General features: G+C 67.0%; 23 protein-coding genes and 1 tRNA gene. 14 read left to right on the forward strand and 10 right to left on the reverse strand.

Going from position 1 to position 25,930, the window contains the following annotated elements; genetic code table 11:
• Window positions 1-475: 475 nt before the first annotated feature.
• The 4 genes from miaA to mqnE form a co-directional block, all read right to left on the reverse strand.
• Entirely contained in the window at window positions 476-1,426 is a 951-nt protein-coding gene (gene miaA / locus KF833_00625) for a tRNA (adenosine(37)-N6)-dimethylallyltransferase MiaA (GenBank protein ID MBX3743789.1), read from the reverse strand.
• A 17-nt stretch (window positions 1,427-1,443) separates the two neighbouring features.
• The gene (locus tag KF833_00630) at window positions 1,444-2,397 is read right to left on the reverse strand and encodes a TIM barrel protein (GenBank protein MBX3743790.1); all 954 of its coding nucleotides are present in this window, start codon (window positions 2,395-2,397) and stop codon (window positions 1,444-1,446) included.
• Between the two features lie 50 nt (window positions 2,398-2,447).
• A complete protein-coding gene (locus KF833_00635; GenBank protein MBX3743791.1) occupies window positions 2,448-3,812 on the reverse strand; it encodes an MFS transporter in 1,365 nt (454 codons plus the stop codon).
• 96 nt (window positions 3,813-3,908) lie between these two features.
• Window positions 3,909-5,084 (reverse strand): aminofutalosine synthase MqnE, encoded by a 1,176-nt coding sequence (mqnE, locus tag KF833_00640; protein MBX3743792.1) that lies wholly within the window; start codon window positions 5,082-5,084, stop codon window positions 3,909-3,911.
• Between the two features lie 300 nt (window positions 5,085-5,384).
• Here mqnE and KF833_00645 point away from each other — a divergent pair, with 300 nt between their 5' ends.
• On the forward strand, window positions 5,385-6,065 hold the full coding sequence (locus tag KF833_00645; GenBank protein MBX3743793.1) for a response regulator transcription factor: 681 nt from the start codon (window positions 5,385-5,387) through the stop codon (window positions 6,063-6,065).
• Between the two features lie 22 nt (window positions 6,066-6,087).
• Window positions 6,088-7,296 carry a PAS domain-containing protein gene (locus KF833_00650; protein ID MBX3743794.1) on the forward strand — a complete coding sequence of 403 codons (1,209 nt, stop codon included), beginning with the start codon at window positions 6,088-6,090 and terminating at the stop codon, window positions 7,294-7,296.
• Between the two features lie 65 nt (window positions 7,297-7,361).
• On the opposite strand, the gene KF833_00655 is transcribed toward KF833_00650, so the two are convergent.
• Window positions 7,362-7,437 (reverse strand) — tRNA-Ala (locus tag KF833_00655).
• Window positions 7,438-7,582: 145 nt separating this feature from the next.
• On the opposite strand from KF833_00655, the gene KF833_00660 reads away from it, so the two are divergent.
• Window positions 7,583-8,149: a hypothetical protein gene (locus tag KF833_00660; GenBank protein MBX3743795.1), complete on the forward strand. Its 567-nt coding sequence runs from the start codon at window positions 7,583-7,585 to the stop codon at window positions 8,147-8,149.
• Between the two features lie 84 nt (window positions 8,150-8,233).
• On the opposite strand, the gene KF833_00665 is transcribed toward KF833_00660, so the two are convergent.
• The 4 genes from KF833_00665 to KF833_00680 are packed head-to-tail and all read right to left on the reverse strand — an operon-like array spanning window position 8,234 to window position 12,246.
• Window positions 8,234-8,578, reverse strand: a complete 345-nt coding sequence (locus KF833_00665; protein ID MBX3743796.1) for a hypothetical protein — start codon at window positions 8,576-8,578, stop codon at window positions 8,234-8,236.
• Complete coding sequence (locus KF833_00670; protein MBX3743797.1) at window positions 8,575-9,438, reverse strand: hypothetical protein; 864 nt, start codon at window positions 9,436-9,438, stop codon at window positions 8,575-8,577. Before KF833_00670 ends, KF833_00665 begins: the two co-directional genes overlap by 4 nt.
• A 43-nt stretch (window positions 9,439-9,481) precedes the next feature.
• Complete coding sequence (locus KF833_00675; protein MBX3743798.1) at window positions 9,482-11,917, reverse strand: molybdopterin-dependent oxidoreductase; 2,436 nt, start codon at window positions 11,915-11,917, stop codon at window positions 9,482-9,484.
• Complete coding sequence (locus tag KF833_00680; protein ID MBX3743799.1) at window positions 11,908-12,246, reverse strand: hypothetical protein; 339 nt, start codon at window positions 12,244-12,246, stop codon at window positions 11,908-11,910. Before KF833_00680 ends, KF833_00675 begins: the two co-directional genes overlap by 10 nt.
• 278 nt (window positions 12,247-12,524) lie before the next feature.
• Between KF833_00680 and KF833_00685 the strand changes: the two genes are divergently transcribed.
• From KF833_00685 to nrfD, 3 genes are read left to right on the forward strand one after another with little or no spacing between them, the layout of a single operon-like run.
• Window positions 12,525-13,181 carry a hypothetical protein gene (locus KF833_00685; GenBank protein MBX3743800.1) on the forward strand — a complete coding sequence of 219 codons (657 nt, stop codon included), beginning with the start codon at window positions 12,525-12,527 and terminating at the stop codon, window positions 13,179-13,181.
• A gap of 39 nt (window positions 13,182-13,220) precedes the next feature.
• Window positions 13,221-14,150, forward strand: coding sequence for a 4Fe-4S dicluster domain-containing protein (locus KF833_00690; protein MBX3743801.1), 930 nt, complete (start codon window positions 13,221-13,223; stop codon window positions 14,148-14,150).
• Entirely contained in the window at window positions 14,143-15,453 is a 1,311-nt protein-coding gene (nrfD, locus tag KF833_00695) for a polysulfide reductase NrfD (GenBank protein ID MBX3743802.1), read from the forward strand. Before KF833_00690 ends, nrfD begins: the two co-directional genes overlap by 8 nt.
• Before the next feature lie 199 nt (window positions 15,454-15,652).
• On the opposite strand, the gene KF833_00700 is transcribed toward nrfD, so the two are convergent.
• Window positions 15,653-16,375, reverse strand: coding sequence for an acetylhydrolase (locus KF833_00700; GenBank protein MBX3743803.1), 723 nt, complete (start codon window positions 16,373-16,375; stop codon window positions 15,653-15,655).
• Between the two features lie 124 nt (window positions 16,376-16,499).
• On the opposite strand from KF833_00700, the gene KF833_00705 reads away from it, so the two are divergent.
• From KF833_00705 to KF833_00740, 8 genes are all read left to right on the forward strand, one after another.
• Window positions 16,500-17,024 carry a glycine cleavage system protein R gene (locus tag KF833_00705; protein MBX3743804.1) on the forward strand — a complete coding sequence of 175 codons (525 nt, stop codon included), beginning with the start codon at window positions 16,500-16,502 and terminating at the stop codon, window positions 17,022-17,024.
• Window positions 17,025-17,076: 52 nt separating this feature from the next.
• Window positions 17,077-19,215, forward strand: coding sequence for a tetratricopeptide repeat protein (locus KF833_00710; protein MBX3743805.1), 2,139 nt, complete (start codon window positions 17,077-17,079; stop codon window positions 19,213-19,215).
• 148 nt (window positions 19,216-19,363) lie between these two features.
• Complete coding sequence (locus KF833_00715; protein ID MBX3743806.1) at window positions 19,364-20,059, forward strand: hypothetical protein; 696 nt, start codon at window positions 19,364-19,366, stop codon at window positions 20,057-20,059.
• Between the two features lie 569 nt (window positions 20,060-20,628).
• Window positions 20,629-21,909, forward strand: coding sequence for a site-specific integrase (locus KF833_00720; GenBank protein ID MBX3743807.1), 1,281 nt, complete (start codon window positions 20,629-20,631; stop codon window positions 21,907-21,909).
• A 337-nt stretch (window positions 21,910-22,246) separates the two neighbouring features.
• Window positions 22,247-22,450: a helix-turn-helix domain-containing protein gene (locus KF833_00725; GenBank protein MBX3743808.1), complete on the forward strand. Its 204-nt coding sequence runs from the start codon at window positions 22,247-22,249 to the stop codon at window positions 22,448-22,450.
• A gap of 319 nt (window positions 22,451-22,769) precedes the next feature.
• Window positions 22,770-23,498: a toprim domain-containing protein gene (locus KF833_00730; protein MBX3743809.1), complete on the forward strand. Its 729-nt coding sequence runs from the start codon at window positions 22,770-22,772 to the stop codon at window positions 23,496-23,498.
• Between the two features lie 221 nt (window positions 23,499-23,719).
• Window positions 23,720-24,493, forward strand: coding sequence for a DUF4338 domain-containing protein (locus KF833_00735; GenBank protein MBX3743810.1), 774 nt, complete (start codon window positions 23,720-23,722; stop codon window positions 24,491-24,493).
• Window positions 24,490-25,920, forward strand: coding sequence for an IS66 family transposase (locus KF833_00740; protein ID MBX3743811.1), 1,431 nt, complete (start codon window positions 24,490-24,492; stop codon window positions 25,918-25,920). The genes KF833_00735 and KF833_00740 overlap by 4 nt, the downstream gene beginning before the upstream one ends.
• Window positions 25,921-25,930: the final 10 nt, after the last annotated feature.

A 25,930-nucleotide genomic window follows, 5' to 3' on the forward strand; every position in this document is an offset into this window, starting at 1 on the left:
GGAAAGCGCTCGAAAACCTGCCCCAGGACGCTCACCCGGCGCGGTCTTCAAGCCGTTGGAATTCCACCGCTGATGATCCGGAGCCTCGCGAATCCATAAGGCCGAGTTCAAGGCAAAATCAGCAGGATGGGCGTATCCATCCCCTTGCATCCCGAAGTCGTGGGGAGAGGTGCGAATTTCGCCAAGCGTCGTCTCGGAGGGACGAGCTCCGCGAGTCCGCAATCCATCGCTCCACATCCCTTCTCCCTCCCCGTACTCGTACTCAGCCCGAAGGGCGGTACTCGTCCTCGTCCTCGAACCCCCAGGCGCACCTTCTTGAGCCCTGCCTCGTGGCGGGTGCGATGGGTTCGGTCTTGTGCGGTCTTCCCATTGCGCATGGGAATTGGGGGGGCGAGGGAGATTAAGATTAAGATTAAGATTAAGATTACGAGTACGATCGCGAGCGCGAGGACTGCTGCAGGAAATGGTGCCAGCCTCACCCTGACCCCATCTCACCGAGGCCGCTCCCGCGATCCATCTCCACCCCCTCCCTCACCCGGCCCGCGGTGACCTCCGGCGGCTCCTCCACCGCCACGTCGATCCACCTCGCCGCCATCTGATGCCGGAACCACGTCATCTGCCGGCGTGCAAACTGCCACGTCCTGGTCTTCACCCGCGCAATCGTATCCGGCAAATCGGCCAGGCCCTCCAGATGCTCCACCACCTGCCGATACCCGATGGCCTGCATCGCCGTGCGATTCCCGCGCAACCCCCGTTCCAGCAATCCCCGGGTCTCCTCCACCAACCCTCCCGCAAACATCGCGTCCACCCGGCTGTCGATCCGCCGGCGCAAATCGGCGGGCGTCCGCCGCAGGACCACTACCATTCCTGCGTCCCGGCCCTCGACCACCGCCCCCAACCCGCCCGCCCCCGCCCGACCCGTCCGCCGCAACCGCTCCACCGCCCGGATCACCCGTCGCGGATTCGACCGGTCCACCCGGGCCCACGTCTCCGGATCCCCCGCCTCCAGTTCCTGAAGCAGCTCGCCCAAAGGCATCGACTCCAGGGCCGCCCGCTGGTCCGGATCGGATGGGCAATCGTCATCGAGCCCCTCCAGCCACGCCCGGAAGTACAACCCCGTCCCGCCACACACCACCGATGCCCTCCCCCGACCCTTCACGTCGGCATGCGCCCATCGTGCGCATCCAAGCCAGCGGGCCGCATCGAACGATTCCCAAGGATCGACCAGATCGATCAGATGATGCGGTACCCGTGCCCGTTCCGCCGCCGTCGGCTTGGCCGTCCCGATGTCCAGCCCCCGGTACACCTGCATCGAGTCCGCGGTCAGGATCTCTCCACCCAAGGCCTCCGCCAGAACGAGCGCCACCGCCGACTTCCCAGACGCCGTGGGCCCCGCCAGCAGGACCGTCGGAATCCCTCGCTCCATCGCCAGGGCCCTGACCCCTACGCGTAGTGCGGTTCCAATTCGCTCCGCACCCGCTCGAGCAGTGCCTTCGTCTTCAGAATCCCCTCCGCCTCGCTCACGCCGCCCCCCTCGTACTCGATCCCGACCCAGCCCCGGTATCCCGAATCCAGCACAATCCGCATCATCCGCCGGTAGTCGGTGTGAATCTCGTCCCCGTTCTCATCGAAGTCGTGCGACTTGGCGCTGACCGCCTTCGCAAACGGCATCATCTCCTGAACCCCGCGATAACGGTCGTACACCTCCCCCGCCCGGATCTGGAAGTTCCCGAAGTCCGGCAGCGTCCCGCAGTTCGCCATGCCCACCTGCCGCATCACCCCGGCCAGCCACGCGCCGTTCGAGGACAACTGCCCGTGGTTCTCGACAATCACATTCAGGCCGTGCTGCCGCGCAAACTCCGACAAACGCCCCAAACCGTCGGCCGCCCGGTCCTGCTGCTCCTCGAAGCTCCCAACCCCGCGCGTCTCCGCGTTCACCCGGATCGAATGGCACCCCAGAAACTGCGCCGCCTCCACCCACGGGTAATGGTTCTCCACCGCCTTGGTCCGCGCCGCCTCGTCGGGATCGCCCAACGCCCCTTCGCCGTCCACCATGATGAGCAGGGTCTGCACGTTCATCTCCAACGCCCGCTGCTTGAAGGCGCTCAGGTACGCACGATCCCGCGCCTTGTCCTTGAAGAACTGGTTCACCAGCTCGATCCCGCTCAACCCAAAGTCCAGCCGCGCCACCTTCGGGAAGTCCATGTGATCCATCGCCCCCGAGAAGATCGCCCGGTGCAGCGACCACTCGGCCAGCGAGATCCGATAAAGCCGGCTCTCCGCCCTGGGCCTCGGCCCGTAGGCCGCCGCCCCCAGCGGTGCCAGCGCGGTTCCTGACCCCGCTGCCGCCATGGCGGCAGCAAGCCCGGTGCGACGAAGGAATTGGCGACGATCCATCGGAGAGTTCATGAGGTTGGGGTCTGCGTGGTGTCTGCAGGCTTTGAGGTTCAGGCAGCGCCGTTCCGCGGCCGCGGATTCCGGAATGCCACCAGGAAAAACATCATGATTGCCCCGGCAAACAGGGCGGGCTTCATCCACAGTGGCCGCCACTCGATGGCCTTCAGCTCCGCCTGGCGCAACTCGACGGCCTCATTTCCCAGAATCCGCGCCTGCGCCTCCAGGGATTCGCGTTCCGCCCCGCTCGCGCCCGCCGCCAACGCCGTCACCCGATCCCGTTCGGCCGCCTTCGCCACCACCTGCACCGACAGCGCCTTCGCCTCGTCTGTGGTGTGCCGGGCCTCGATCCGGCCCGCCACCTGCGCCCCGATGAACATCCCCAGCCCCAGCGTGAACAACACCAGCATCCCCTGCGCCTGCGCCCGGATCGTCCGCGGTGCCACCTGGTCCGTGTAGATCTGCCCGGTCACAAAGAAGAAGTCGTAACAGATGCCGTGCAGCAGCACCCCGAAAATGATCATCCACCGGATCTGGTCCGGCGCCCCGATCGCAAACAGGAAATACCGCCCCACCCACGCCATCATCCCCACCATCAGCATCCACTTCACCCCCAGCCGCGCAAAGAAGAACGGCATCACGATCATGAAGAAGATCTCCGACATCTGCCCGTACGACATCGTCTGGCCAATCGGCAGCCCGGTCATCTCCACCACCCGGCTGGTGATCTGATAATAGAACGCCAGGGGAATGCAGATCAGCGTCGAGGCGATCATGAAGGTCCGGTACGATGGATCCTTCAACAACACCAGGGCATCCAGCCCCAGAATCTGCCGCGCCGACACCGGCCCCGTCGCCGTCGGCGGCGTGTTCGGAAGGAAAAAGCTGAACAATCCCAGCGCCACCCCCGCCCCCACCGTCAGGTAGAACATCCCGATGCTCCGGTCGAGACTCAGCCATGTCAGGCTCAACCCCGCCGCAATCCACCCGATCGTCCCGAACACCCGGATCATCGGAAACTCCTTCTGCGGATCCGTCATGTTCCGCATCGCCAGCGTGTTCGTCAGCGCCAGCGTCGGGTAGTACGTCAGCATGTGCCCGAAGAACGCCAGGTTGATCAGGCCCGGCGACGGGCTCTCCGCCCGCATCATCAGCGTCGCCAGCAGCATCAGCCCCGCCCCCATCAGGTGCATCGCCCCCAGCACCCGCTGCGCCGGAAAAAACCGGTCCGCAATCATCCCCACGAAAAACGGCGACAGCATCCCCGCAATCGGCCCCACCGAGTACGTCCAGCCAAAGTCCCCGGCCTGAAATCCTATCGTCCCCAGGTAGTTCGGCGCCGTGACATACCACGAGCCCCAAACAAAGAACTGGATGAACATCATTACCGACAACTGGGCGCGGATTCCGTTGTGCATGGCCGTATTCGATCCCCCTCCGTCCTGTGGGTGTGTCCGTGTCCGGGGCGGGTGCGCGGACCTTACGGGACCCCCTTTCCGCCTTGCAAGGCTGCCCTACGCCGTCGCCAGATTTCGCCTCAGCACCTCGCCAGACACCCCGCCGTTCCCCATCGGCGCTCCTTCGGCCGCCCCTTCATCCCACACCCGGATCGGCTCGTAGAAGGTGTTCCGCTGCACCGGCACGAATCCCGCCTCCCGGATCGCCTTCACCAGTTCCGCCTCCGTCCGGCCCTGCGGCGACGTCGCCCCCGCCATGTGGAAGATGTGCTCCTCCAGGATCGTCCCGTGCAGATCGTCCGCCCCGTAGCTCAACGCCACCTGCGACAGCTTCGTCCCCAACCCCACCCAGTACGCCGTCAGGTGATCGAAGTTGTCCAGGAACAGCCGGCTGATCGCCAGCGTCCGCAGCGAATCGAATCCCGTCGGCCCGTGCTCGACCGGAATCCGGTTGTTGTCCGGCTGGTACGGCAGCGGAATGAACCCCGTGAACCCCCGCGTCTCGTCCTGCAAGTCCCGCAACTGCCTCAGGTGATCCACCCGGTCCTCCACCGACTCCACATGCCCGTACAGCATCGTGCAGGTGCTCCGCCCCCCAAGCCGGTGCCACGTCCGATGCACATCCAGATACTCCGCCGCCGATTCCTTGCCCCGCGCAATCTGCTGCCGCACCGCCGGACGGAAGATCTCCGCCCCGCCGCCGGTCAGCGCGTCGAGTCCCGCCGCCCGCAGTTCCGACAGCGTTTCCTCCACCGACTTCCTGGCCAGCCACGCCAGGTGCAGCACCTCGATCGCCGTGAAACACTTCAGTTGCAGCCGCGCATCCAGCGACTTCAACGCCCGCAGAAACTCGAGGTAATACGAAAACGGCAGCGACGGATGCAGCCCCCCCACGATGTGCAGCTCGGTGATCCCGATCGCCAGCGCCTCCCGCGCCTTCCCGATCATCTGCTCCGCCGTCAGCTCAAACCCGTCCGCATCCCGCCGCTTCCTCGCAAACGCGCAGAACTGGCAGCTCAGAATGCAGTAGTTCGAGTAGTTCAGGTACCGGTTCACCAGGTAGCTCGTCCGCCGCCCCACCCGCCTCAGCCGCATCGCATGGGCCAGTGACCCCAGCGCGTTCAGATCCCGGCACGCAAACAACCGCCCCGCGTCCTCCACCGTCAATCGCTCCCCCGCCTCAACCCGCCCGGCCAGATCGCGAATCTCACTTCGAAGTACGGCACCGTTCATGCGCCCCGCCAGTGTGCCGCTTCCACTCCCCCATGCAACGCTCCGCCAACGTTGGTGCATCCCGGAGTTGTGGGTGAGGAGGCCGTGAATCGGAGGGACGAGCTCCGCGAGTCCTCATCCCAACGCTCCACTCCCTTGCGGCCTCGTGGAACTCGGCCCTCCGAGACGAGGATTCGCGAAGTTCGCAGATCTCCCCACAACTCCGGGATGCACGACGCCCGCGTCGCCAGTTCGTAACCCCCTTGTCACCCCCCTTCCGTTGCCCCACCCTCCGCATCGATGGTAGCCACGCGCCGCGTCATGCCAAAAATCCTGGTCGTGGACGACGAGCCCGATGCCGTCGAATTGATCTCCTTCAACCTAAAGGGCGCCGGCTTCGAGGTCGTGGCCGCCGCCGACGGCGCCGAAGCCCTCAAAGCCGCCCGCCTCTACGCCCCCAATCTCATCCTCCTCGACGTCATGCTCCCCGAGGTGGACGGCCTCGAAGTCTGCAAACTCCTCCGCCGCGACCCCGCCACCGCCGGCGTCCCCATCATCATGCTCACCGCCAGGGCCGCCGAAATCGACCGCGTCCTCGGCCTCGAACTCGGTGCCGACGATTACGTCACCAAACCCTTCAGCCCCCGCGAACTCGTCCTCCGCGTCCGTAAACTCCTCGAACGCCGCACCCAGTCCGCCGAACGCCCCGAACGCCTCCAGACCGGCGACCTCGCCGTCGATATCCCCCGCCACCTCGTCACCGTCGGCGGCAAACGCATCGACCTCACCGCCACCGAGTTCAAACTCCTCACCACCCTCATGGAACGTCGCGGCCGCGTGCAGTCCCGCGAACAGCTCCTCCAGGACGTCTGGGAATACGACAACATCATCGACACCCGCACCGTCGATACCCACATGCGCCGCCTCCGCGAAAAACTCGGCCGCGCCGCCCGCCACCTCGATACCGTCCGCGGCGTCGGGTACCGCTTCGCCGAGGACTGATCCCGGCCTTCCCGACGCTTCCATGTGGACCGCGGTCGCCCTCGCCCTGGCCGCCGCCCTCGTCGCCAGCCATGCCTGGTGGGGGTGGCGATGGCACCGCGCCCGGCTCCGCTTCGATCGCGACGCCGCCCGCGCCCGCGAACTTGAACGCCATCTCCGCGACGAACTCGAACGCGACCGCGCCGGCCAGACCGCCGCCTTCAATTGCATGGTCGAAGGCCTCCTCGTCCTCGGCCCCGATGCCCGCGTCCAGTGGATCAACCGCCCCCTCCAACAGATCTTCGCCCTCCCCGACGACATGCGCGGACGCACCCTCATCGAGGCCCTCCGCCGCCATGAACTCGAGGAACTCGCCCAGCGCGCCCGCCTCGAAGGCCAGGCCCTCGGCTACGAACTCGAACTCCACGGCCCCCATCCCCGCATCCTCCAGGTCAACGCCACCACCTCCGGCAACGGCGACCCGCGTCATCGCCTCGTCATCCTCGTCTTCCACGACGTCACCCGCCTCAAGGAACTCGAAAGCACCCGCCGCGAATTCGTCGCCAACGTCTCCCACGAACTCCGCACCCCCCTCGCCCTCATCAAGGGCTACGTCGAAACCCTCATCGACGGCGCCCGACACGATCCCGAAGTCGCCCTCCGCTTCCTCCAGACCATCGAGAAACACACCAACCGTCTCACCTTCCTCATCGAGGATCTCCTCACCATCTCCCAGCTCGAAGCCGGCCAGGTCGTCATGAACCGCCAGGCCGGCGAACTCCATCCCCTCGTCGCCCGCGTCTTCGAAGACTTCACCGCCCGGGCCGCCGACCGCCAGGTCCAGCTCGTCAATGCCGTCCCGGAGGACCTCTCGCTGCGCGTGGACTTCGACCGCCTTCAGCAGGTCCTCTTCAACCTCATCGACAACGCCATCAAATACGGTCGCGCCGGCGGACGCGTCACGGTCGGCGCCCAAACCAATCCCCGCGCCGCCCGCGCCGAACTGTGGGTGGCCGACGACGGACCCGGCATCCCCCGCGAAGCCCTCGACCGCGTCTTCGAACGCTTCTACCGCGTCGATGCCGCGCGTTCCCGCGAACAGGGCGGCACCGGACTCGGCCTCTCCATCGTGAAGCACATCGTCCAGGCCCATGGCGGTGAAGTCCGTGCTGAAAGCGAATCCGGCAAGGGCGCCACCTTCCGCCTCACCCTCCCCTGGGACCCCCCACCGCCCAATCCCCCCATACCCTGACCCCACTGCGCCCCCCTTTTAGCCATTCGCCATTCCCGAATCGCCAGAACCCCTGTCCGAGGAAGTGGTGGAGCCGAGGGGAGTCGAACCCCTGACCTTCTCATTGCGAACGAGACGCTCTACCAACTGAGCTACGACCCCGACCGCGGACGCCGGAAAAACTGCGAGACCCGCCTGCCATTGGCAAGCCCGGAAGAGCCACGGAATTCCCCCGTCAGTTCTTAATCACGGCGGCTTCCCCCGGGCCTTCCGTCGCCACACCAGCACGGGGTTCAGGTGTCCCCGCGTGCCCATCCCCAGGCGCTCCGCGATCCTGCCCGCCGTCATCCTCCTCTCCGCCCGCAACCGCGCCGCCGTCGCCCAGTTGGCCGTTGTCCGATGCCCCACCGGCGCGCAAGGTACCCTCATGGACTCCAGCCCAACGCCTTCTCCCGGCCCGAGATCAGCTGCGGCTCCGGACGATGACGTCGCCTGGGCCCGCCGCGTCAATGGACGGTGGCTCGTTCACCATGGTCTCCGGGAGGATGCCGAGGCCTATCTCGATCACCTCGCCAGGGAAGCCCCCGACAGACTGCTCCGTTCCTGCCGTCGCGCCCGCGCCATGGGACGCCAATGCCCCCCCGGCACCGACCCCAAACCGTGGTTCTACGGAGGCCTGTTCAGTCTCGCCACCGAGGAGGAGGCCAGTCGATTCCTGGCCGGTCACTGGTTCACCCTGTGTACCGTCCCGTCGGTCCATGAACCCGCCAAGGCAGCGGCCAACGTCCCGCCCGGCGAAGTGTCCGACGGCACGCGGGACACCCTTCGATCCGTCCGCGAAGCCATCGCCGCATTGACCCTGAGCGGGGAATAGGGACCGCAAACGCCGGCCGAAGCGTGCCTCTCAGATCCGCGTGTCTCGTCGTCTCCCTCCGCCTCACCCCCATCGGACTCCCGATCACGAGAAGTCGTGCCGGATCCGCACCAATCGCACCCCGGCTCCCGTCACCATCAGCGTGTCCCACCAGTCCGCCCCCTGGTATCGGTACCGCACCTGCACCCCGCGGACCGCCCCGGATTCCAGCAACGCCCGCGCCTCCTCCAGCGTCAGGCGCCCTTCCTCGACCATCCGCCGGTCGGCGAACTTCGGAATCACCTCGACGATCTCCGCGCATTGGGACAAATCCCGGAACAGCCTGCCCAGCGTCTCCGAATCCAGCACCGCCTGATTCAACTCGGGCAACGGCCCCTCGTCGCCATCCCCCGTTCCTGTCCCCGTCCCCGCGCCCGATCCTCCACTCACGGGGCCGCTCCCCCCGGAATCCCGGTCAACAGCCCCGAACCCGGCCCCGCCGTGACACCCAGCAGAAATGGATACGCCTCCAGCCCGGCGTCCGGCACATGGCACTGCGTGCAGGCCTGCCGTTCCGGGTGCGGCGTCCTCAACGCAAACGCGCCGAACGGCCCGTGGCAGCTCATGCAATCCTCCCGCATGCGGGTCGGGTGCGGAATCGTCGGGGGCGCCTCCGGCCAGGCCCGCGTGCCGCGGCGCGGGGCCGATGCCCCGATGAACCCGTTCCCGGCCAGCGGCTCGTCCATCGCCGCCATCGGAAACGCCATCCCCAGGCCGGCCTCCGAAACGTGGCATTGCGTGCAGTTCGGATACACGGGGTGGCTCATCCGCGAGGCAAACCGATCCTTCACCGCCATCCCTTCCCCGTGGCACGCCAGGCAGGCCGTCACCGAGTCCTGCACAATCGGATGCGGCACCGTCGGTGGCGCCCCGTCGAAGGCCCGTCGCGCCGCCCGATCCCGGCGCGCCCGTTCCCGGTCGGCCTCGGAAACCGCCTGCACGTCGGCCGGCTCGAACGACGGTTGCACCAGGCGCGCCAGGTGGCTTTCCCATCCCGCATTCGGCCCGTCCCGCAACCAGTCCTGCCGGGAATACGCCACGGCCACCGGTGCCTGCGGTTCGCCCGCCCCTTCCGGCCGGACCGCGTCCGCCGTCGAAAACGTCGCCGGTTCCCCGCGGTTCAACGCCGATCCGGTCTGCCTCAACCCCATGAAATACCCGCTCACCGCCGCCGTCACCAGCACCGCCCCGACCACCCACGTCCCCTTCCGCAGGTGCCCGTAGCGGGAAGGTTGATCCGGCGCACTCATCCCGCCGCCCTCCCCTCGCGCGACACCGACACGCCCGCGGCCTTCACAGCGTCACCTCCCGCGCACGCCGGGCCTCGGCGACACTGCCGCGGACCACCTGCGCCGCGCACTTCTTGTAATCCGGCTCGCGCGAAATCGGGTCGGGCTCGCCCAGCGTGAGATCGTTGCAGAGCAGCCGTTCGTCGAAGAAGGGAATGAACAGCGACCCCCGCGGCACATGCCCGCGGCCCCCCACCCACACGGGCAACGCCAGGGCCCCGCGCCGGGTCTGAATCGTCACGGTCTCCCCGTTGCGAATCTCACGCACCGCTGCGTCCTCCGCGTTCATCTCGACGTACGCATGCGGCATCGCCGCGTGAAGCTGCGGAATCCGCCGCGTCATGCTGCCCGTGTGCCAGTGCTCCAACACCCGCCCCGTGCACAGCCAGAACGGATACTCGGCGTCCGGTTCCTCGGCCGCCCGCTCGTACGGCGCGTACCAGATCAGCGCCCGGTCATCCCCCGTCACCGAATGGTAAAACTGTACCTCCCGCCCCTTCTCCACATAGGGATCGTCGAACTCGGAGAACCGGAACTTCGTTTCCCGCCATGTCCCGTCCTCCTGCTCCACCACCGGCCAGCGCAGTCCCCGCGCCTTCACGTACTCCTCATAAGGCGCCAGGTCCTTGTGCTTGTACCGCGTGAACACGCGGTACTCCTCGAACAGCGCGCGATCGACGTTCACGTCGTAGTACCGTTCCCACTCCCACACGGGCACCTCGTGCCCCTGATCGTCCAGCACCTGGAACAGATACCGCCCGTCCTTGTCCTTCATCCCCGGATGCCCCAGGTCGTGCAGCCGCCGCGCCACGGCCAGCGTCTGCCAGCAGTCGTCCCTCGCCTCCCCCGGCGGTTTCACCATCCGGAACCACTGCTGCGTCCGCCGTTCCGAGTTGCCGTACATGCCGTTCTTCTCGACCCACATCGCCGACGGCAGCACCAGGTCCGCCAGTTCCGTCGTCGCGGTCGGATACACGTCGGACACGATCAGGAACTTGTCCTCCAACCCCCGCTTCGCCTTGAAGAGCTTGTGCAGATTGGGCAGCGAATGCCCCGGGTTGGTCACCTGCACCCAGAGGGTCGAGATGTCTCCCCCGCGGTCCGTCGCCGTGCAGAACTTCTCCCACATCAGCACGGTGTGATACCCCACCTTCCCGCTCAACCGGCCCTCGGGCAGGTTCCACAACCGCTCCGCATCCGCCCGGTGCTCCGCATTCGCCACCAGCCGCCCGCCCGGCAGGAAATGGCACATCGTCCCCACCTCCCGCGCCGTCCCGCACGCGCTCGGCTGCCCCGTCAACGACGTCGGCGCATCCCCCGGCCGGCCGAAATGCCCGCTCAACAAATGAATCCCATGACACAGCCGGTTGATGTTCGTCCCCCGGGTGTGCTGGTTGAACCCCATGCACCACACACTCGTGATCCGCAGATCCCGCCGCCCGAACAACTCCGCCAGCATCCGGATCTTCGCCGCCGGCACCCCGGAAATCCGCTCGACCTCCTCCGGCGTGTACGGCTCCAGGGCCGCCCGGTACTCGTCGAACGTCATCCCCCGCCCCAGCAGCGAAGGCTCCTCCGTGTCCTGCCGGAACGCGCAGTGCCGCTCCACGAATTCCCGGTCGAAGGTCCCGTCCTTCAACAGCAGGTGCGCAATCCCGTTGGCGATCGCCAGATCCGTCTGCGGCCGGAACTCCAGGTACTCGTCCGCAAATTCCGTGCTCCGCGTCCGCCGCGTCGCCAGATCAATCACCTTCACCTTCTCGCCCCGTGTCCGACGGTCGATCACCCGCGAGAACAACACCGGATGCATCTCCGACATGTTGTTCCCCCACAGGATCAGCACGTCGCAACGGTCCAGGTCGTCATAGCACCCCGCCGGCTCGTCCACCCCGTACACGCTCAGATACCCCGTGACCGCACTGGCCATGCACAACCGCGCGTTCGGCTCGATCTGGTTGCTCGACAACCCCGCCTTCATCAGCTTGTTCGCCGCGTACCCCTCCGGAATGGTCCACTGCCCGGACCCGTAAATCGCAAACCGGTCCGGCGCCTCCAGGATCCGCCGCGCCACCACGTCGATCGCCTCGTCCCACCCGATCGGCTCCAGCCGCCCGTTCCGGCGCAGCAACGGCGTCGTCAACCGGTCCTTCCCGTACATCGCCAGCCCGACGTGATACCCCTTCACGCACAACAACCCCTTGTTCACGTCCGCCAGCGGCTCCCCCTGGATCGCCGCCACCCGCCCGTCCTTCACCCCCACCCGCACATGACACCCCGTTCCGCAAAACCGGCACGGCGCCTTGTCCCACCGGATCCCATCCCGGCCAGTTCCAACCGCCGCCTCCGCCGCCTGCGCCGCCCCGCCCACCCGTTCCGATATCGCCGCCGCCGCCGCCGCCAGGGCGCTGGCCCGCAGAAATTCACGTCGCTCTAGTTGCATCGTTCGTTCTCCCGGTTGTGGCGCGGTCGTTCCCGCACCGGACTGCCATCCGCCCCGATCGCCCCCCCGTCGGCCCTCCCCGACGCAGCACCCTCCCCATCCGCCTCGAAATGCACGGACACCACCTCCACCCGCACCACCCCGGGCAACCGCTCCATGCGCTCGTGCAGGTCCCGGCCATGCCCCGGATCCCGCGACTCCACCGCCACCGCCACCCAGTCGCCCTGCCGCTCCCCAATGGTCACCTCGGGCCAGCCCCGCAAGGCTTCCAGTTCCGCCGCCCCGACCTCCCCCGGCGCCACTCTCACCATCAATCCGCTGATCGGCATGGTCCTCCGTCGTTGCTCGTTCCCACCCGGCACGTCCGCACTATCCCGCCTCCCCAACCGCCCCTGCCTTGAGCCAGGTCAAGGTCTCCCAATCCCACACCCTCCATGCTCTCATCGAGTTGGGGCGAATCGGGAATCACAAGAACACATTTCCGCGATGGAGCGCATCAGACAAGCTTTACGTGCCCCGTCCGGCCCGCTAAGAAACCTCCGTCCCAGCAACCGGCATCGCCGCGACCATCGCCGCGACCACCGTCGCCCGGCCCAAGGAATCCGCTGTGAAACCGTCCAGTCGCCAAGTCCTCACCTTCGCCGCCGTGGCCGGCCTGGCCCTCGCCGGTCTGCTCCTCGCCGCCCCCGCCATCCGCCCGCCCCAGGATCCCGGGATGTCCGTGGAACCCACCCCCGATGTCTCCCCGCCCTCCCGGTTCGCCACCTCCATCCGGCCCACGCCCGGTCCCCAGGGCATCCCAACCGGCCTCACCGATCCCCACGGCCAACCGGTGACCGTCGCCTGCGCTTCCTGCCACGCCACCACCACCCCCAATCGTGACCTCCGCTCCGCCGATCAGCTCGTCCAGTTCCACCAGGGTCTCCACTACGCCCACGGCTCGCTCTCCTGCCTGAGCTGCCACAACGCCGACAACTACGACACCCTCCGCCTCGCCGACGGCTCCACCCTCGCCTTCACCGACAGCATGACCCTCTGCGGCCAGTGCCACGGCCCGCAGTTGCGCGATTATCAGCGCGGCCTCCACGGCGGCATGAACGGCTACTGGGACCTCTCCCGCGGACCCCGCACCCGCAACAGTTGCATCCATTGCCACGATCCCCATGCCCCGGCCTTTCCCCTCGTTCAGCCCGTCTTTCCACCCCGCGACCGCACGCCGGTCCCCAGACCCAACCCCAACGCCAACCCCAACGCCTCCCATTGATCCCTCGCCCCACGCCCTGATCCACGTCCCGAACGCCTCATGAGCCCCACCGAAACCTCCACCAACAGCCAGGGCTGGACCCGCCGCGACGTGCTCAAAGGGGTCGGCGTCACCCTCGGCGTCGCCGCCTTCGCCAAGGCCGTCGCGCCCCTCACCGAATGGGCCCGCGACATCCCCGTCGAGGACTTCCTCCAGAAACACTACAAGGAACTCAGCGCCGTCGATCTTCACGTGATCCTCCGCCGCCTCGAAAACGAAACCCGCGACCAGTACGGCGCCGAGGTCACCATCGCAGACCCCAAACCCCTCCCCGGCGTCAAGTTCGGCTACGCCCTCAACCTCAGCATCTGCAACGGCTGCCGCAAATGCGCCGAAGCCTGCCACCTCGAAAACAACCACGACCGCCCCTCCCAGCAGTCCTACATCCGCGTCTTCGAAATGCAGAAGGGCTCGCTCGACATGGAAAAGGGCACCGTCCATTACGACCACACCGTCCCCCAGCCCGACAAGTTCTACATGCCCGTCCAGTGCCAGCAGTGCGAACACCCGCCCTGCGTGGACGTCTGCCCCGTCGAGGCCACCTGGAAGGAACCCGACGGCATCGTGGTCGTGGACTACAACTGGTGCATCGGCTGCCGCTACTGCCAGGCCGCCTGTCCCTATCACGCCCGCCGCTTCAACTGGACCAAACCCCAGATCCCCGCCGGCGAGATCAATCCCAACCAGGCCTACCTCGCCAATCGCATCCGGCCCCAGGGCACCATGGAGAAATGCCACTTCTGCCTCCATCGTACCCGCGTCGGACGTCTCCCCGCCTGCCTCGAAGCCTGCCCCACCGGCGCCCGCGTCTTCGGCAACCTCCTCGATCCCGATTCCGAAATCCGCCAGGTCCTCGCCCACAAACGCGTCTTCATCCTCAAGGAGGAACTCGGCCTCAAACCCCAATTCTTCTACTTCTTCGATGTCTGACCCGTCCCTGCCCACCCTCGCCCACACCGCCCCCGAGCCGTCCCCGTCCGCCGGTCACTGGCGCAATTACTCCCGCTTCCTCGGACGCGTGGTCTGGGAGGCCTTCGACGGCAACTGGACCTTCTACGTCTGGATGACGGTCCTCACCGCCATCGCCCTCGTCGGCGCCAACGCCTGGGCCGTCCAGGTCCGCGACGGCATGATCCTCACCCACATGAACGACCACGTGTCGTGGGGCCTCTACATCGCCAACTTCACCTTCCTCGTCGGGCTCGCCGCGGGCGGCGTCATGATGGTCATCCCCGCCTATCTCTACCACGACGACGAAATGCACCACGTGGTCATCATCGGCGAACTCCTCGCCATCGCCGCCATCGTCATGTGCCTCATGTTCGTCGTCGCCGACCTCGGCCGGCCCGACCGCTTCTGGCATCTCATCCCCGGACTCGGCCGCTTCAATTTCCCCATGTCGATGCTCACCTGGGATGTCATCGTCCTCAACGGCTACCTCCTCCTCAATCTCCACATCTGCGGCTATCTCCTCTACATGCGCTTCCTCGGACGCGCCCCCAACCCGAAGTGGTACGTCCCCTTCGTCTTCCTCTCCATCGTCTGGGCCATCTCCATCCACACCGTCACCGCCTTCCTCTACTGCGGCCTCGGCGGACGCCCCTTCTGGAACACCGCCCTCCTCGCGCCCCGCTTCCTCGCCTCGGCCTTCGTGTCCGGCCCCGCCTTCATCATCGTCGCCATCCTCGTCCTCCGCCGCGTCCTCGGCGGCGCCTTCGGCGCCTCCCCCATCCGCACCCTGGTCAACATCATGCGGATCACCATCCTCGTGAACCTCCTCATGGTCGTCTCCGAGGTCTTCACCGAGTTCTACACCGGCGGCTCCCACACCTCCTCCGCCCAGTACCTCTACTTCGGCCTGCACGGTCACAACGAACTCGTCCCCTGGGTCTGGAGTTCCATCCTCATGACCGTCCTCGCCGCCCTCCTCCTCCTCTGTCCCAAGGTGTACGACCACTCCGCCATGCTCATCGCCGCCTGCGCCCTCGCCTTCGCCGGCATCTGGATCGAAAAGGGCATGGGTCTCATCATCCCCGGCTTCATCCCCTCCTCCCTCCACGAAATGGTCGAGTACCGGCCCAGCCTCCTCGAATGGAAGATCACCGCCGGCATCTGGGCCGCCGGCCTCCTCATCTACACCATCGCCCTCAAAGTCGCCCTCAACGTCTTCGCCGGCGAACGCGCCCGCTCCCCCAATCCCGCCCCCGCCCCATCTCCAGGCACCCCCGCCTGAACCGGTGCATCCCCAAGTTGTCGGTACCGAGCCAGCGAACCGGAGGGACGAGCTCCGCGAGTCCTCAACCCAACGCTCCACACCGTTGCGGCCTCGTGGAACCCGGCCCTCCGAAGCGCCGCTTGGCGGAGTTCGCACCTCTACCGACTACTCCGGGATGCACGGCGCCTGAACGCCCCCATTCCCCATTCCCTACTCCCTACTCACCTTCCCCGTCCCTCCCCTCCGCCCACGCCTCCAACTCAGGCCCGATGAGCGATGCCCACAGGGCATAGCCCGCATCGTTGACGTGCAAATCGTCGTCCAGAAATAACTCCCCGCGCGGCCGTCCCTCGTCGTCCAGCATCGGCGTGAACACATCGACGTACCCGAGGTGAGGCCGCTCCGCGCAATCCTCCCGGATCCGCTCGTTCAACACCCGTTGCGCCTCCAGCCACCGGATCCGGCTCGGACTCGGCTTCACCGCGACAAAACGGATCGCCGTTCCCGGCATCGCCGCCTCGACCCGTTCCACGAACTGCCGCCAGCCCTCAAACACCGCGTCCACCGTCTTCCCCGCCGCCAGATCGTTGTCCCCCTCATACACGAAAATCAGCGCCGGCCGGTATCGCGTCACCACCCGGTCGAAGAAATGCAGCACATCGCTCATCTGCGATCCCCCAAACCCGCGGTTGATTACCGGAAACCCCGGAAACGCCGTCTCCAGACCCCGCCACATCCGGAACGACGACGATCCCACAAACAGCACCGGCCGCTCCGGCGGTGCCTCCCGAAGGTCTCTCGCCTCGAACGCGCGGATGTCTCCCTCGAACCGGTTCGTCCCCTGAGCACCCGCGCTTCCCCCAGCCAACGCCATCCCCACCGCCACGAACCCCACTGCCACCACCCTTCGAGCGAACAAAAACGGTATCGTCGGCCTCATGCGGTCCGCACCCTATCGCCCCTCCCTCCCCCTGCCAATCGCCGCATCCCCGCCGCATCCCCGGTCGGCCCACCCTCCCCTCTTTTTCCGCGCCATTCTCCGCCCGCCACGTTACCAAATCCCCATGCGCGTCGCCCTCGTCCTCACCATCATCGGCCGCGACCGGCCCGGACTGGTGGAATCCCTCGCCTCCATGGTCACCCGGCACGACGGCAATTGGCTCGAATCCCGCATGAACCGGCTCGGCGGCGAGTTCGCCGGACTCCTCCGCTGCGACCTGCCCCCCGACCGCGAGGACGCCTTCCGCCAGGCCCTCGCCCAACTCGACGCCCTCACCGCCGTCGTCCGCCGCGACCAACCGGCCCCCGCCCCAACCGCCCCCCTCGCCACCCTCGACCTCGTGGGACACGACCGCCCCGGCATTGTGCGTCAACTGGCCGCCATCCTCGCCGCACAGGGCGTCAACGTCGAGGAACTCGCCACCGAATGCGTCTCCGCTCCCATGTCCGGCGAACCCCTCTTCAAGGCCCGCGCCCGCCTCGCACTCCCGCCCGGCCTCAACCTCGCCTCGCTCCGCACCGATCTCGAACGGGTCGCCGCCGATCTCCTCGTGGAAATCGCCATCAGCCCCGTTACCCCTCCCGCTTGAACACACCCCCATCGCCCGCTTCCCCACTCCGACTCCCCCGCGTCCGACAGTCATGAGCCGGCACCGCCAACCGCCCCGTTCCCCGCACCCCGGGAAACCCTCCCCCGGATCACCTCCGCCCACGGGATCTCGTCGGACCCGCCCCCTCTCCAACATCCGCAAAGCCCTCCTGGGCGGCGCCGTCACCCTGACCGCCTTTCTACTCCTCGAACTCCTTCTCTGGGCCTGCCGCGTCCAGCCCGCCTGGCGCACGGAAGACCCCTACGCCGGTTTCTCCCGCCACATTCCCCACTTCATCCGCGAACCCGGCCCGGACGGAGCGGCGCGCATCTCCGTCGCCCCCGCCAAGTCCGCCGTCCTCAACCCGCAAACCTTCGCCGCCCGCAAACCCACGGGCACCTACCGCATCATCTGCCTCGGAGGTTCAACCACCTACGGCCGCCCCTTCTACGACGCCACCTCGTTCCCCGGTTGGCTGCGGGCGTTCCTTCCCGCCGCCGACCCCTCCCGTTCCTGGGAGGTCATCAACGCCGGCGCCATCAGCTACGCCAGTTACCGCGTCCTGGGCGTCATGGAGGAACTCGCCCGCCACGAACCCGACCTCTTCATCCTTTACACCGGCCAGAATGAGTTTCTCGAACGGCGAACCTACGACGGCCTGGCCGCCGCCACCTCGCCCCTCGCCGACGCCGCGTCCCTCGTCAATCGCACCCGCCTCGCCACCGTCATGCGTCAGGCCCTCGACGCCGCAGGCGTCGCCCGCAAATCCTCCGGCCACCGCGCCCCTGTCCTCGGTGAAAACACCCGCGCCATCCCCATCGATGCCGTCGGCCCCGCGGCCTACCATCGCGACGACGCCCTCGCCGCGGATGTCCTCGAACATTATCGGGCCTCCCTCCGCCGCATGGTCGCCCTCGCCCGCTCCGTCGGCGCAGAAATCCTCTTCGTCGTGCCCGCCTCCAATCTCGCCGACTTCGCCCCCTTCAAGAGCGAACACCGCCCCGGCCTTTCCGCCACCGAACTGACCGAATGGTACGCCCTCGAACGCGCCGGCCGTGCCGCCGCCGCCGCGGGTCGTTTCGACGACGCCGTCCGCGCCTTCGAATCCGCCATCCGCCTCGACGACCGCCACGCCGGCCTCTGGTTCCATCTCGGCAACGCCCTTCGCGCCCTCGGCCGCCATGGCGATGCCCGCACCGCCTTCCGTCGGGCCATCGACGAGGATATCTGCCCTCTCCGCATGCCCTCCCCCTTCACCCTAGCCGTCCGCGAAATCATCGCCGAAACCGGTGCCTGCGGCGTGGACTTCGAAGACTGGGTGGCCCGCGAAAGTCCCGATGGCCTCGCCGACCGCCGCTTCTTCCACGACCACGTTCACCCCACCCTCGAAGGCAATCGCGGTCTCGCCCTCGCCCTCCTCGACTGCCTCGCCCAACGCGGCATCGTCCGCCCGTCCCCCGACTGGAACGACGCCACCCTCGCCCGCGTCACCGCCAGCGTCGAGGCCTCCATCGACCGTCCCCTCCATGCCCTCCAACTCCGCATGCTGGCCGCCATGCTCGGCTGGCTCGGCCAACCCGACCAGGCCAGACACCAGGCCGAACTCGCCCTCGCCCTTGCCGGGCCGTCACCCGACGTTCTCCTGGACCAGGCCCAACGTTTCCAATCCGTTCGCGCCCACACCCTCGCCACCGAGTTCCTGGAACGTGCCGCGGCCGCCCATCCCGAAGCCGCCCCGGTCCGCTTCCAACTGGCCCTCGCCCTTCTCGCATCGGGACGGGACGCCGATGCCCTGAACGACCTCCAGGACGTGGTCCGGCTCGATCCCAACCATGCCGAAGCCCACACCCGCCTCGGTGCCATCCTCGCCGCCCAGGAACGCTACGGCGACGCCGAGCGGCACTTCGCCGAAGTCGTCCGCCTCGCGCCCCACTCGGACGTCGCTCTCAACAACCTCGGCCTTGCCATGGCCCGGCAGGGCCGCTTCGAGGATGCCATCGTCGCCTATCGGCAGGCCCTCGCCGCCAATCCCCGCTCCGTCGCCGCCCATGTCCACTACGGACTCGCCCTGGAAGGTCTCGGCCAGACCCGCGACGCCATCGAACACTTTCGCACCGCCCTCCGCCTCGACCCGTCCCATTCCGAAGCCGCCACCCGCCTCAAGACCCTCCTCGCCGTCCCCGCCCCCTGACCCCGGTCCTTCCCCGAGTGGCGGATGAGAAGGCAGCAAGCCGGAGGGACGAACTCCGCGAGTCCACAACCCAACGAACCGCTCCCCTGCGCCCCACCCTCCGTCTTCCGCCTTCATCCCTCCCCCGACTCGCGCTACCCTCCCTTCCATGCGTCGATTCGTTGTGGGAACGCGCCGATGGTGGACCCTCCTTCTTGCCCTGGGCTGGACCATGGGCTGCACCGTGCCTCCCAAGGCACCGCTGCCCGCCACCCACTTCACCGGGCTCACTCGCGTGGCCTGTGTCGGGGACAGCATCACCGCCGGCTCCGGCCTGGCCAACCCCGGGGAATCCGCCTATCCCGCCGTTCTTGCCGACCTCCTCGGTCCCACCTACCGCGTCCGGAACTTCGGCGTCAGCGGCGCCACTCTCCTCCGTGACGGCGACCTGTCCTACACCGGCACCGCCACGTTCCAGGAAGCCCTCGACTTCCGCCCGCATGTCGTCGTCATCGCCCTCGGAACCAACGACTCCAAGCCTCAGAACTGGCTCCATGCCGACAGCTTCGAACGCGATCTCTACCGTCTGGTGCGCGCTTTCCAGTCCCTCCCCTCCCGCCCCGTGGTGTACCTGGCCACCCCGCCGCCCGTCTTCCGCGACCGCTGGGGTATCACCGCAGCGACCGTCCGCGACCGGATCGTCCCCACCCTCCGCCGCATCGCCGCCCGCGAAGGATGGTCGGTCATCGATTGGCACCTCCTCCTGAACGACGACCCCGCTGTCTTCCCCGACGGCATTCATCCCGATGCCCTCGGGGCCGCCCGGATGGCCGGCCATGTCGAAACCGTCTTCCGCGGTCGCTGAACCCCCGCCCTTCGCGGGCCCAGGCGGCGCTGTGGCGCCCGGTCTGACCGAGAACGAGACGTTTTGCCCCTGGAGCGGAGCACGATGTCGGCAGGCCACCGTCGCTGGCCGCTGCACTGGACCGCTACGCTGGACCGCTGCGCTGGGAAACGAGGCGCGAAACGAGAGCACCCCTGACCAGCCCTCTCGATGCCCCGCGCCGGTCCCGGGGTGGACCTGGGCGACGACCTGGGAAATGGGGCCGCGACCTGAACACGCGGCTGGGCCATTCTATCGGGCCACTCCCGACCACTTTCCTTCGCCCGACGCAAGGGGCCCGCCAAAAGTGGCCCAAAAGTGGTCCAGCAGACTTTTCGGGAAGCCCTTGAATCTTCGTAAGTCCTTGGTGCCGTTGGAGCCAGTTGTCGGATTTGAACCGACGCCCGTCCGATTACAAATCGGGTGCAAGGCGTTTTTCCACGTCGTCCCATGTCGTGTGAAATCGCACAAATCCCTTGCAAAACAGGGGTTCAAGCGCGACAACACGCGACATGACGCAACCGCAACGGACGCCAAAAGTGGCTAAGCAAGTGGCTAAGCAAAACGAAGGCGGCAAGGTTTCGACTGGAATCCGGCGCTTCGAGTCCAAGGTCTTCAAGCCGGCGTGGACGAAGGGCGGCAGACGCTTCGAGCTTGAGCATTACGCCATCCGTCTCCGACACGACGGGAAGCGCGCCACGGTCAACCTGCAAACCGCCGACGCCCGGGAGGCGGCACGTCGGGCGGCGCGGTTCGCCACCATCTTGGCGGCAAGCGGATGGGAAGCGGCGCACGCCGACCTTTCACCCGAACAAGCCCGCGTCGTGGCGAAGCGCGACACGCCAACCGTCGGAGACTTGATTCGCGAAGCCGACCGCGTTGCCGTCCATGTCAAGGCGCCAACCCTTCGAGGTTACGGGAACTGCCTTCGACAACTGGCTACCCTCGTCGCCGGCATCGAGGGCGATGCCAGTCGGTTCAACTACCGCACCGGGGGAACCGAACGGTGGCGCGAGACGGTTGACGCCATCCGCATCGGCACCCTGACGCCTCGCGCCGTCGAGGGCGCCACGGCCGCCTACGTGAAGTCTCGCGGGACGACGGACTCGGCGAAGCGGACGATGGCGGCCGTTCTTCGCGGTGCCCGGGCGTTCTGGAGCCGACGCCTTCGCCGGTTGCTGCCCTTCGAGAACCTGCCCGACCCGTTCGAGGGCGTCGTTATCGAGTCGCCGCGCCCTCCCAGGTACGTCTCGACGGTGAACGCAACCGCCCTCGTCGAGGCGGCACGTTCCGAACTTCGCGACGGTGGCGACCCCGAGGCGTGGAAGGCGTTGCTCCTGGAGTTGGGCGCCGGGTTGCGGCGCGGAGAGGTTGACCAGTTGCTCTGGGCGAACGTGGACGCATCGCGCCGGGCAATCCGCGTCATCGCCGGCAAGTCGTGGGAGAGCGTCGCCGAGGTTCCCCTGGCGGACGGCATCGCATCGGAATTGGAACGGCTTCGCCCCGACGCGAAGGGGCTTTACGTGCTGGAGGGCGGACCAAGGCCCGGCCCGGACGAGAAGCGACGCCGCTACGGTGCACACCGAACATGGCGACGGCTGACCGATTGGCTTCGCCGCAACGGGGTCAACAGCCGAACGCCAAACCATTCGATGCGAAAGGAGTGCGGCGCGATCATCAACGCCACGGCCGGGCTTCACGCCGCATCGCGGTTCTTGCGCCACGCCGACGTTGCCGTGACCGCCAGCCATTACAGCGACGCCCGCAACCGCGTCGTGGTGCCGTTGTTCGACGACTCGACGCCCGGGAAGACTGGCGGGAACGCGTCTTGACCCTGATCCCGGCGCCTCGCCCGTGGTGGCGTCGTGGTCATGGCCAGTTGCAAGCCCGCAAAAGACACGCCCCACCCGCTTCCAAGATGCTACGTCCGGCACGCTGAGCCTTCCCGAACACTGTCCGGGAGGCAGTCTTCCGCACTCGGGTTCCGTGCTCGCCGGGCGAGTCGAAGCCACGAAAGAGCATGAATTGACGCCGGTTTTCCCAAAATTCCGGTAAGTGTGCATCGCGTGCACCGCATTGATTCCCTTTCCGCCTCGGAATCAACACGTTAACAGGGGTACAAAGTCAGGTTGCCTAGACGACGCGCTACAGTGGTAGTCTCGGCGGTGCATGAATGAATCTGACATTCCTACGCCAATCGAGACACTTCGCCGGTACACACTCGAAAAGATCGCGGAGCTTGCCTCTTGCTCCGTCGAGACCGTCCGTCGTCGCGTCCGTCGGGGGCAGCTTCCAGCGGTCAGGCACGGTAAGGGTTGGACTGTCGGCCACGCCGACGCGGTGAAGTTTCTGACGACCGGAGGTTCCCGATGAGGCCCAGCCTTCGATGGTCGAGGGCCAGCGGGTCAACCAAGGCGAAGGTCGCCAGCCTGATCCGGCGCGGTTGGTTCCCGGGGTGCAGGATTTGCGACCTTGGCAGGCGGAAGCGAGGCGGTCGGTGAGAACCGCCGAGTTCCTGGACCGCTTGGGGGGCGTCCGGAAGTCCGGGCCGTCGAGCTGGATGGCGCGTTGCCCGAGTCACAAGGACCGGAATCCGTCACTCGCCATCACGGAGACAGCGGACGGCAAAACGCTCCTACGATGCCACGCGGGCTGCACCGCCGAGGCCGTCGCGGGCGCCGTCGGGCTTCGCATGAGTGACTTGATGGGCCCGAGTGAGTCGCGCAACGGCGGCCACCAACCCAAGGCGCCGCGCCGCATCGTCGCGACCTATCCCTACCACGACGAGACCGGCGCACTTCTCTTCGAGGTCGTCCGGTTCGACCCGAAAGACTTCCGGCAACGGCGTCCCGACCCCTCGGCGACGGACGGTTGGGCGTGGTCGCTGAGTGGCGTCCGTCGCGTTCTCTTCCGGCTTCCCGAGATCCGAAGGGCAATCGAGTCCGGGACTCCGGTTGTGGTCTGCGAGGGCGAGAAAGACGCCTTGCGCCTCGTTGAAATGGGCTTTCAGGCGACCACGGCACCGGCCGGCGCTGGCAAGTGGACGGATGCCTACTCGGACTCACTTGCTGGCGCGGATGTCTATGTCGTTCCGGACCGCGACGAGCCGGGTCGAAAGCACGCGGAGCAAGTCGCCAAGTCACTCGATGGCAAGGCCAATTCCGTTCGCGTCGTCGAGCTTCCGGCTGAGTGGAGCGGCGGGCCAGTCAAAGACGTTTCCGACCTGTTTGACGGCGGGGCAACGGCTGGTGATTTCTTGGCTTTGTGTGAGTCGGCGAGTGAGTGGGCGAAGCTGCGTGAGGGAAGGAAGAAAAGTCATGGCGGCAACAGGCGGAGTGAGGATGCCAGTTCAAAGGGCAATAGTTGCCCCATGGTAACTATTCAGGTCGGTGGTGCGCAGGGGAGGACTTTGCCGGGGTGAAGGGCTTCGGCGGACCGCGATGAGGGGAGCGATCGGCGAGGGTGGTGCGAGGGAGGGGAAGGAAAGTTGCGATCCAGACTGGACTCTTGCTTCAGCCTCGGGCAGGGTCACTACCCGTGGAGCACGAGACCATGGTGATGCAGGGCAGGGAACTGGGAGCGGCCGAGCTGACGCAGATCCGCTCACTCATCGCAACCCGGCCGGATTGGAGTCGCTACCGGTTGTCGCGGGAGTTGTGCCTCCTTTGGAACTGGCGGACCGCCACCGGCCAGATGAAGGACATGGCGGCGCGTACGCTGCTCTTGAAACTGGAGGAGCGGGGCCTGGTGCAACTGCCCCCACGTCGATGGGCCTCGCCCAATCGGATGCGGCGCAAGCGGCTAGTGCCCTCGGCTCACGCCCGGGAACCGGTGGTCGGCGCGCTCGCCGAGTTGCAGCCGCTGGAAGTGGTGGAACTGAGTCGGGCCCCCGCCGAACTGGCGCTCTTCGAGACCTTGCTCCACACGCATCACTACCTGAGTTACACCAGTCCGGTGGGGATGAACCTGAAGTATCTGGTGCGCGATCGCCATGGACGACCGGTGGCCTGCTCCCTGTTCGGGTCCGCAGCGTGGCGCTGTGCCGCCCGGGACGGGTTCATCGGCTGGTCGGAGGCGACGCGCGCGCGCCACTTGCAGCGGATCACCAACAACACGCGCTTCCTGGTCATGCCCTGGGTTGAGGTCCGCCATCTGGCCGGCCATGTCCTGGGCCGGATCGAGCGGCGGCTGCGCGCCGACTGGAGGCGCAAGTATGCCGAACCGTTGAGTCTGGTGGAGACCTTCGTCGATACGAGTCGCTTTGCCGGGGTCTGTTACCGGGCGGCCAACTGGATTGCGGTGGGTGAGACCACCGGACGGACCCGTCAGGACCGCTTCAGCCGCATCGAGGTTCCCCGCAAGACGGTGCTGGTGCGTCCGTTGGTGGCGAACTTCCGGGAGGAACTGGCGGCATGAGCCGGCGCGACGAACTGCTGGCATTGGCGCGGGCGAACCCCGAGGGCATCGTCGATTACGTGCTCACGCTGGAAGAGCGGATCCGCCAACTGGAAGCGCGCGTCGTCGAGTTGGAAGCGCGTCTGGCTCAGAACAGCGGCAACAGCGGCCGGCCACCCTCCAGCGACGGCCTCGCCAAGCCGCCTCCACGCAGCTTGCGTGGCAAATCGGCGCGCAAACCCGGTGGCCAACCCGGTCACCCCGGTCGCACCCTTCAGGCGGTCGCCAAGCCCGACCGGGTCCAGGTTCACCCGCTCACCCAGTGTCATTGTGGCCAATGCGGCGGCGTATCTCTGCTCGGCCAGCCGGTGCTGGATCACGAGCGCCGCCAGGTGTTCGATCTTCCGGTGCTCCAACTCTCGGTGACCGAGCACCAGGTCGAGATCAAGTGCTGTCCGGTCTCGGGCCGGAAAGTCAGCGCTGCCTTTCCGGCGGGAGTCCTGGCCCCGGTGCAGTACGGCCCCAACTTCCGTGGGCTGGCGCTCTATCTGTTCAACCAACAACTCCTTCCCTACGACCGGTTGCGGCAAACCTGTCTCGATCTCTTTGGACAGCCCTTGAGCCTGGGCACCCTCGGTTCGATCAACGAAAGCGCCTACGATGTCCTTGCCCCGGTGGAGAGCGCCATCATCCGTGGCCTCATCCGGGCTGAGGTGGTGCATGTGGACGAAAGCGGGTTGCGCGTTGCCGGAAGCCTCCACTGGCTGCATGTCGCCTGCACACCCGAACTGACTCACTACGGCGTTCATGCCAATCGCGGGACCGAAGCGATGGATGCGCTGGGGGTGCTGCCCCTCTGCCGACTATGGCTGGTGCACGACCACTGGAAGCCCTATTTCAAGTACGACGCCCTGCACGCGCTCTGCAACCAGCACCTCCTGCGGGAACTCAAGTTTGTGGCCGAGCAGATGAATGAAGCCTGGGCCTCGGAACTGAGCGCGTTCCTGATCGGTTGGAAGAACGACCCGCTCACTGCCCTGGGACTCGATGAGGACCAGTTCAACCGGGCCCATGCCCACTACCGCGCAATCCTCCGTCGGGGTCGGCGCCTTCATCCCCGCCGCCGGTCCGGGCAGGGTCGGACCAAGCAGGACAAGGCGACCAATCTGCTTGACCGCCTGGAGGACTACGATCTGTCGGTGCTGGCCTACCTGATCGATCCCAAGGTCCCCTTCACCAACAACCAGGGCGAGCAGGACATTCGCATGATCAAGGTGAAGCAGAAAATCAGCGGCTGCTTCCGGACCTTGCGCGGGGCGAACCTCTTCGCGCGCATTCGCAGCTACCTCTCCACCTGCCGCAAGCAGGGACACAATCTCTGGGACGCCTGCCGGCGCCTGGCGCTCGGACAACCCTTCATGCCCGAGGTTCCGGCCGCCGGCCCCTGACCGGGCAACC

The sequence above is a fragment of the Verrucomicrobiia bacterium genome (assembly GCA_019634625.1).
Taxonomy (GTDB): Bacteria; Verrucomicrobiota; Verrucomicrobiia; order Limisphaerales; family CAIMTB01; genus CAIMTB01.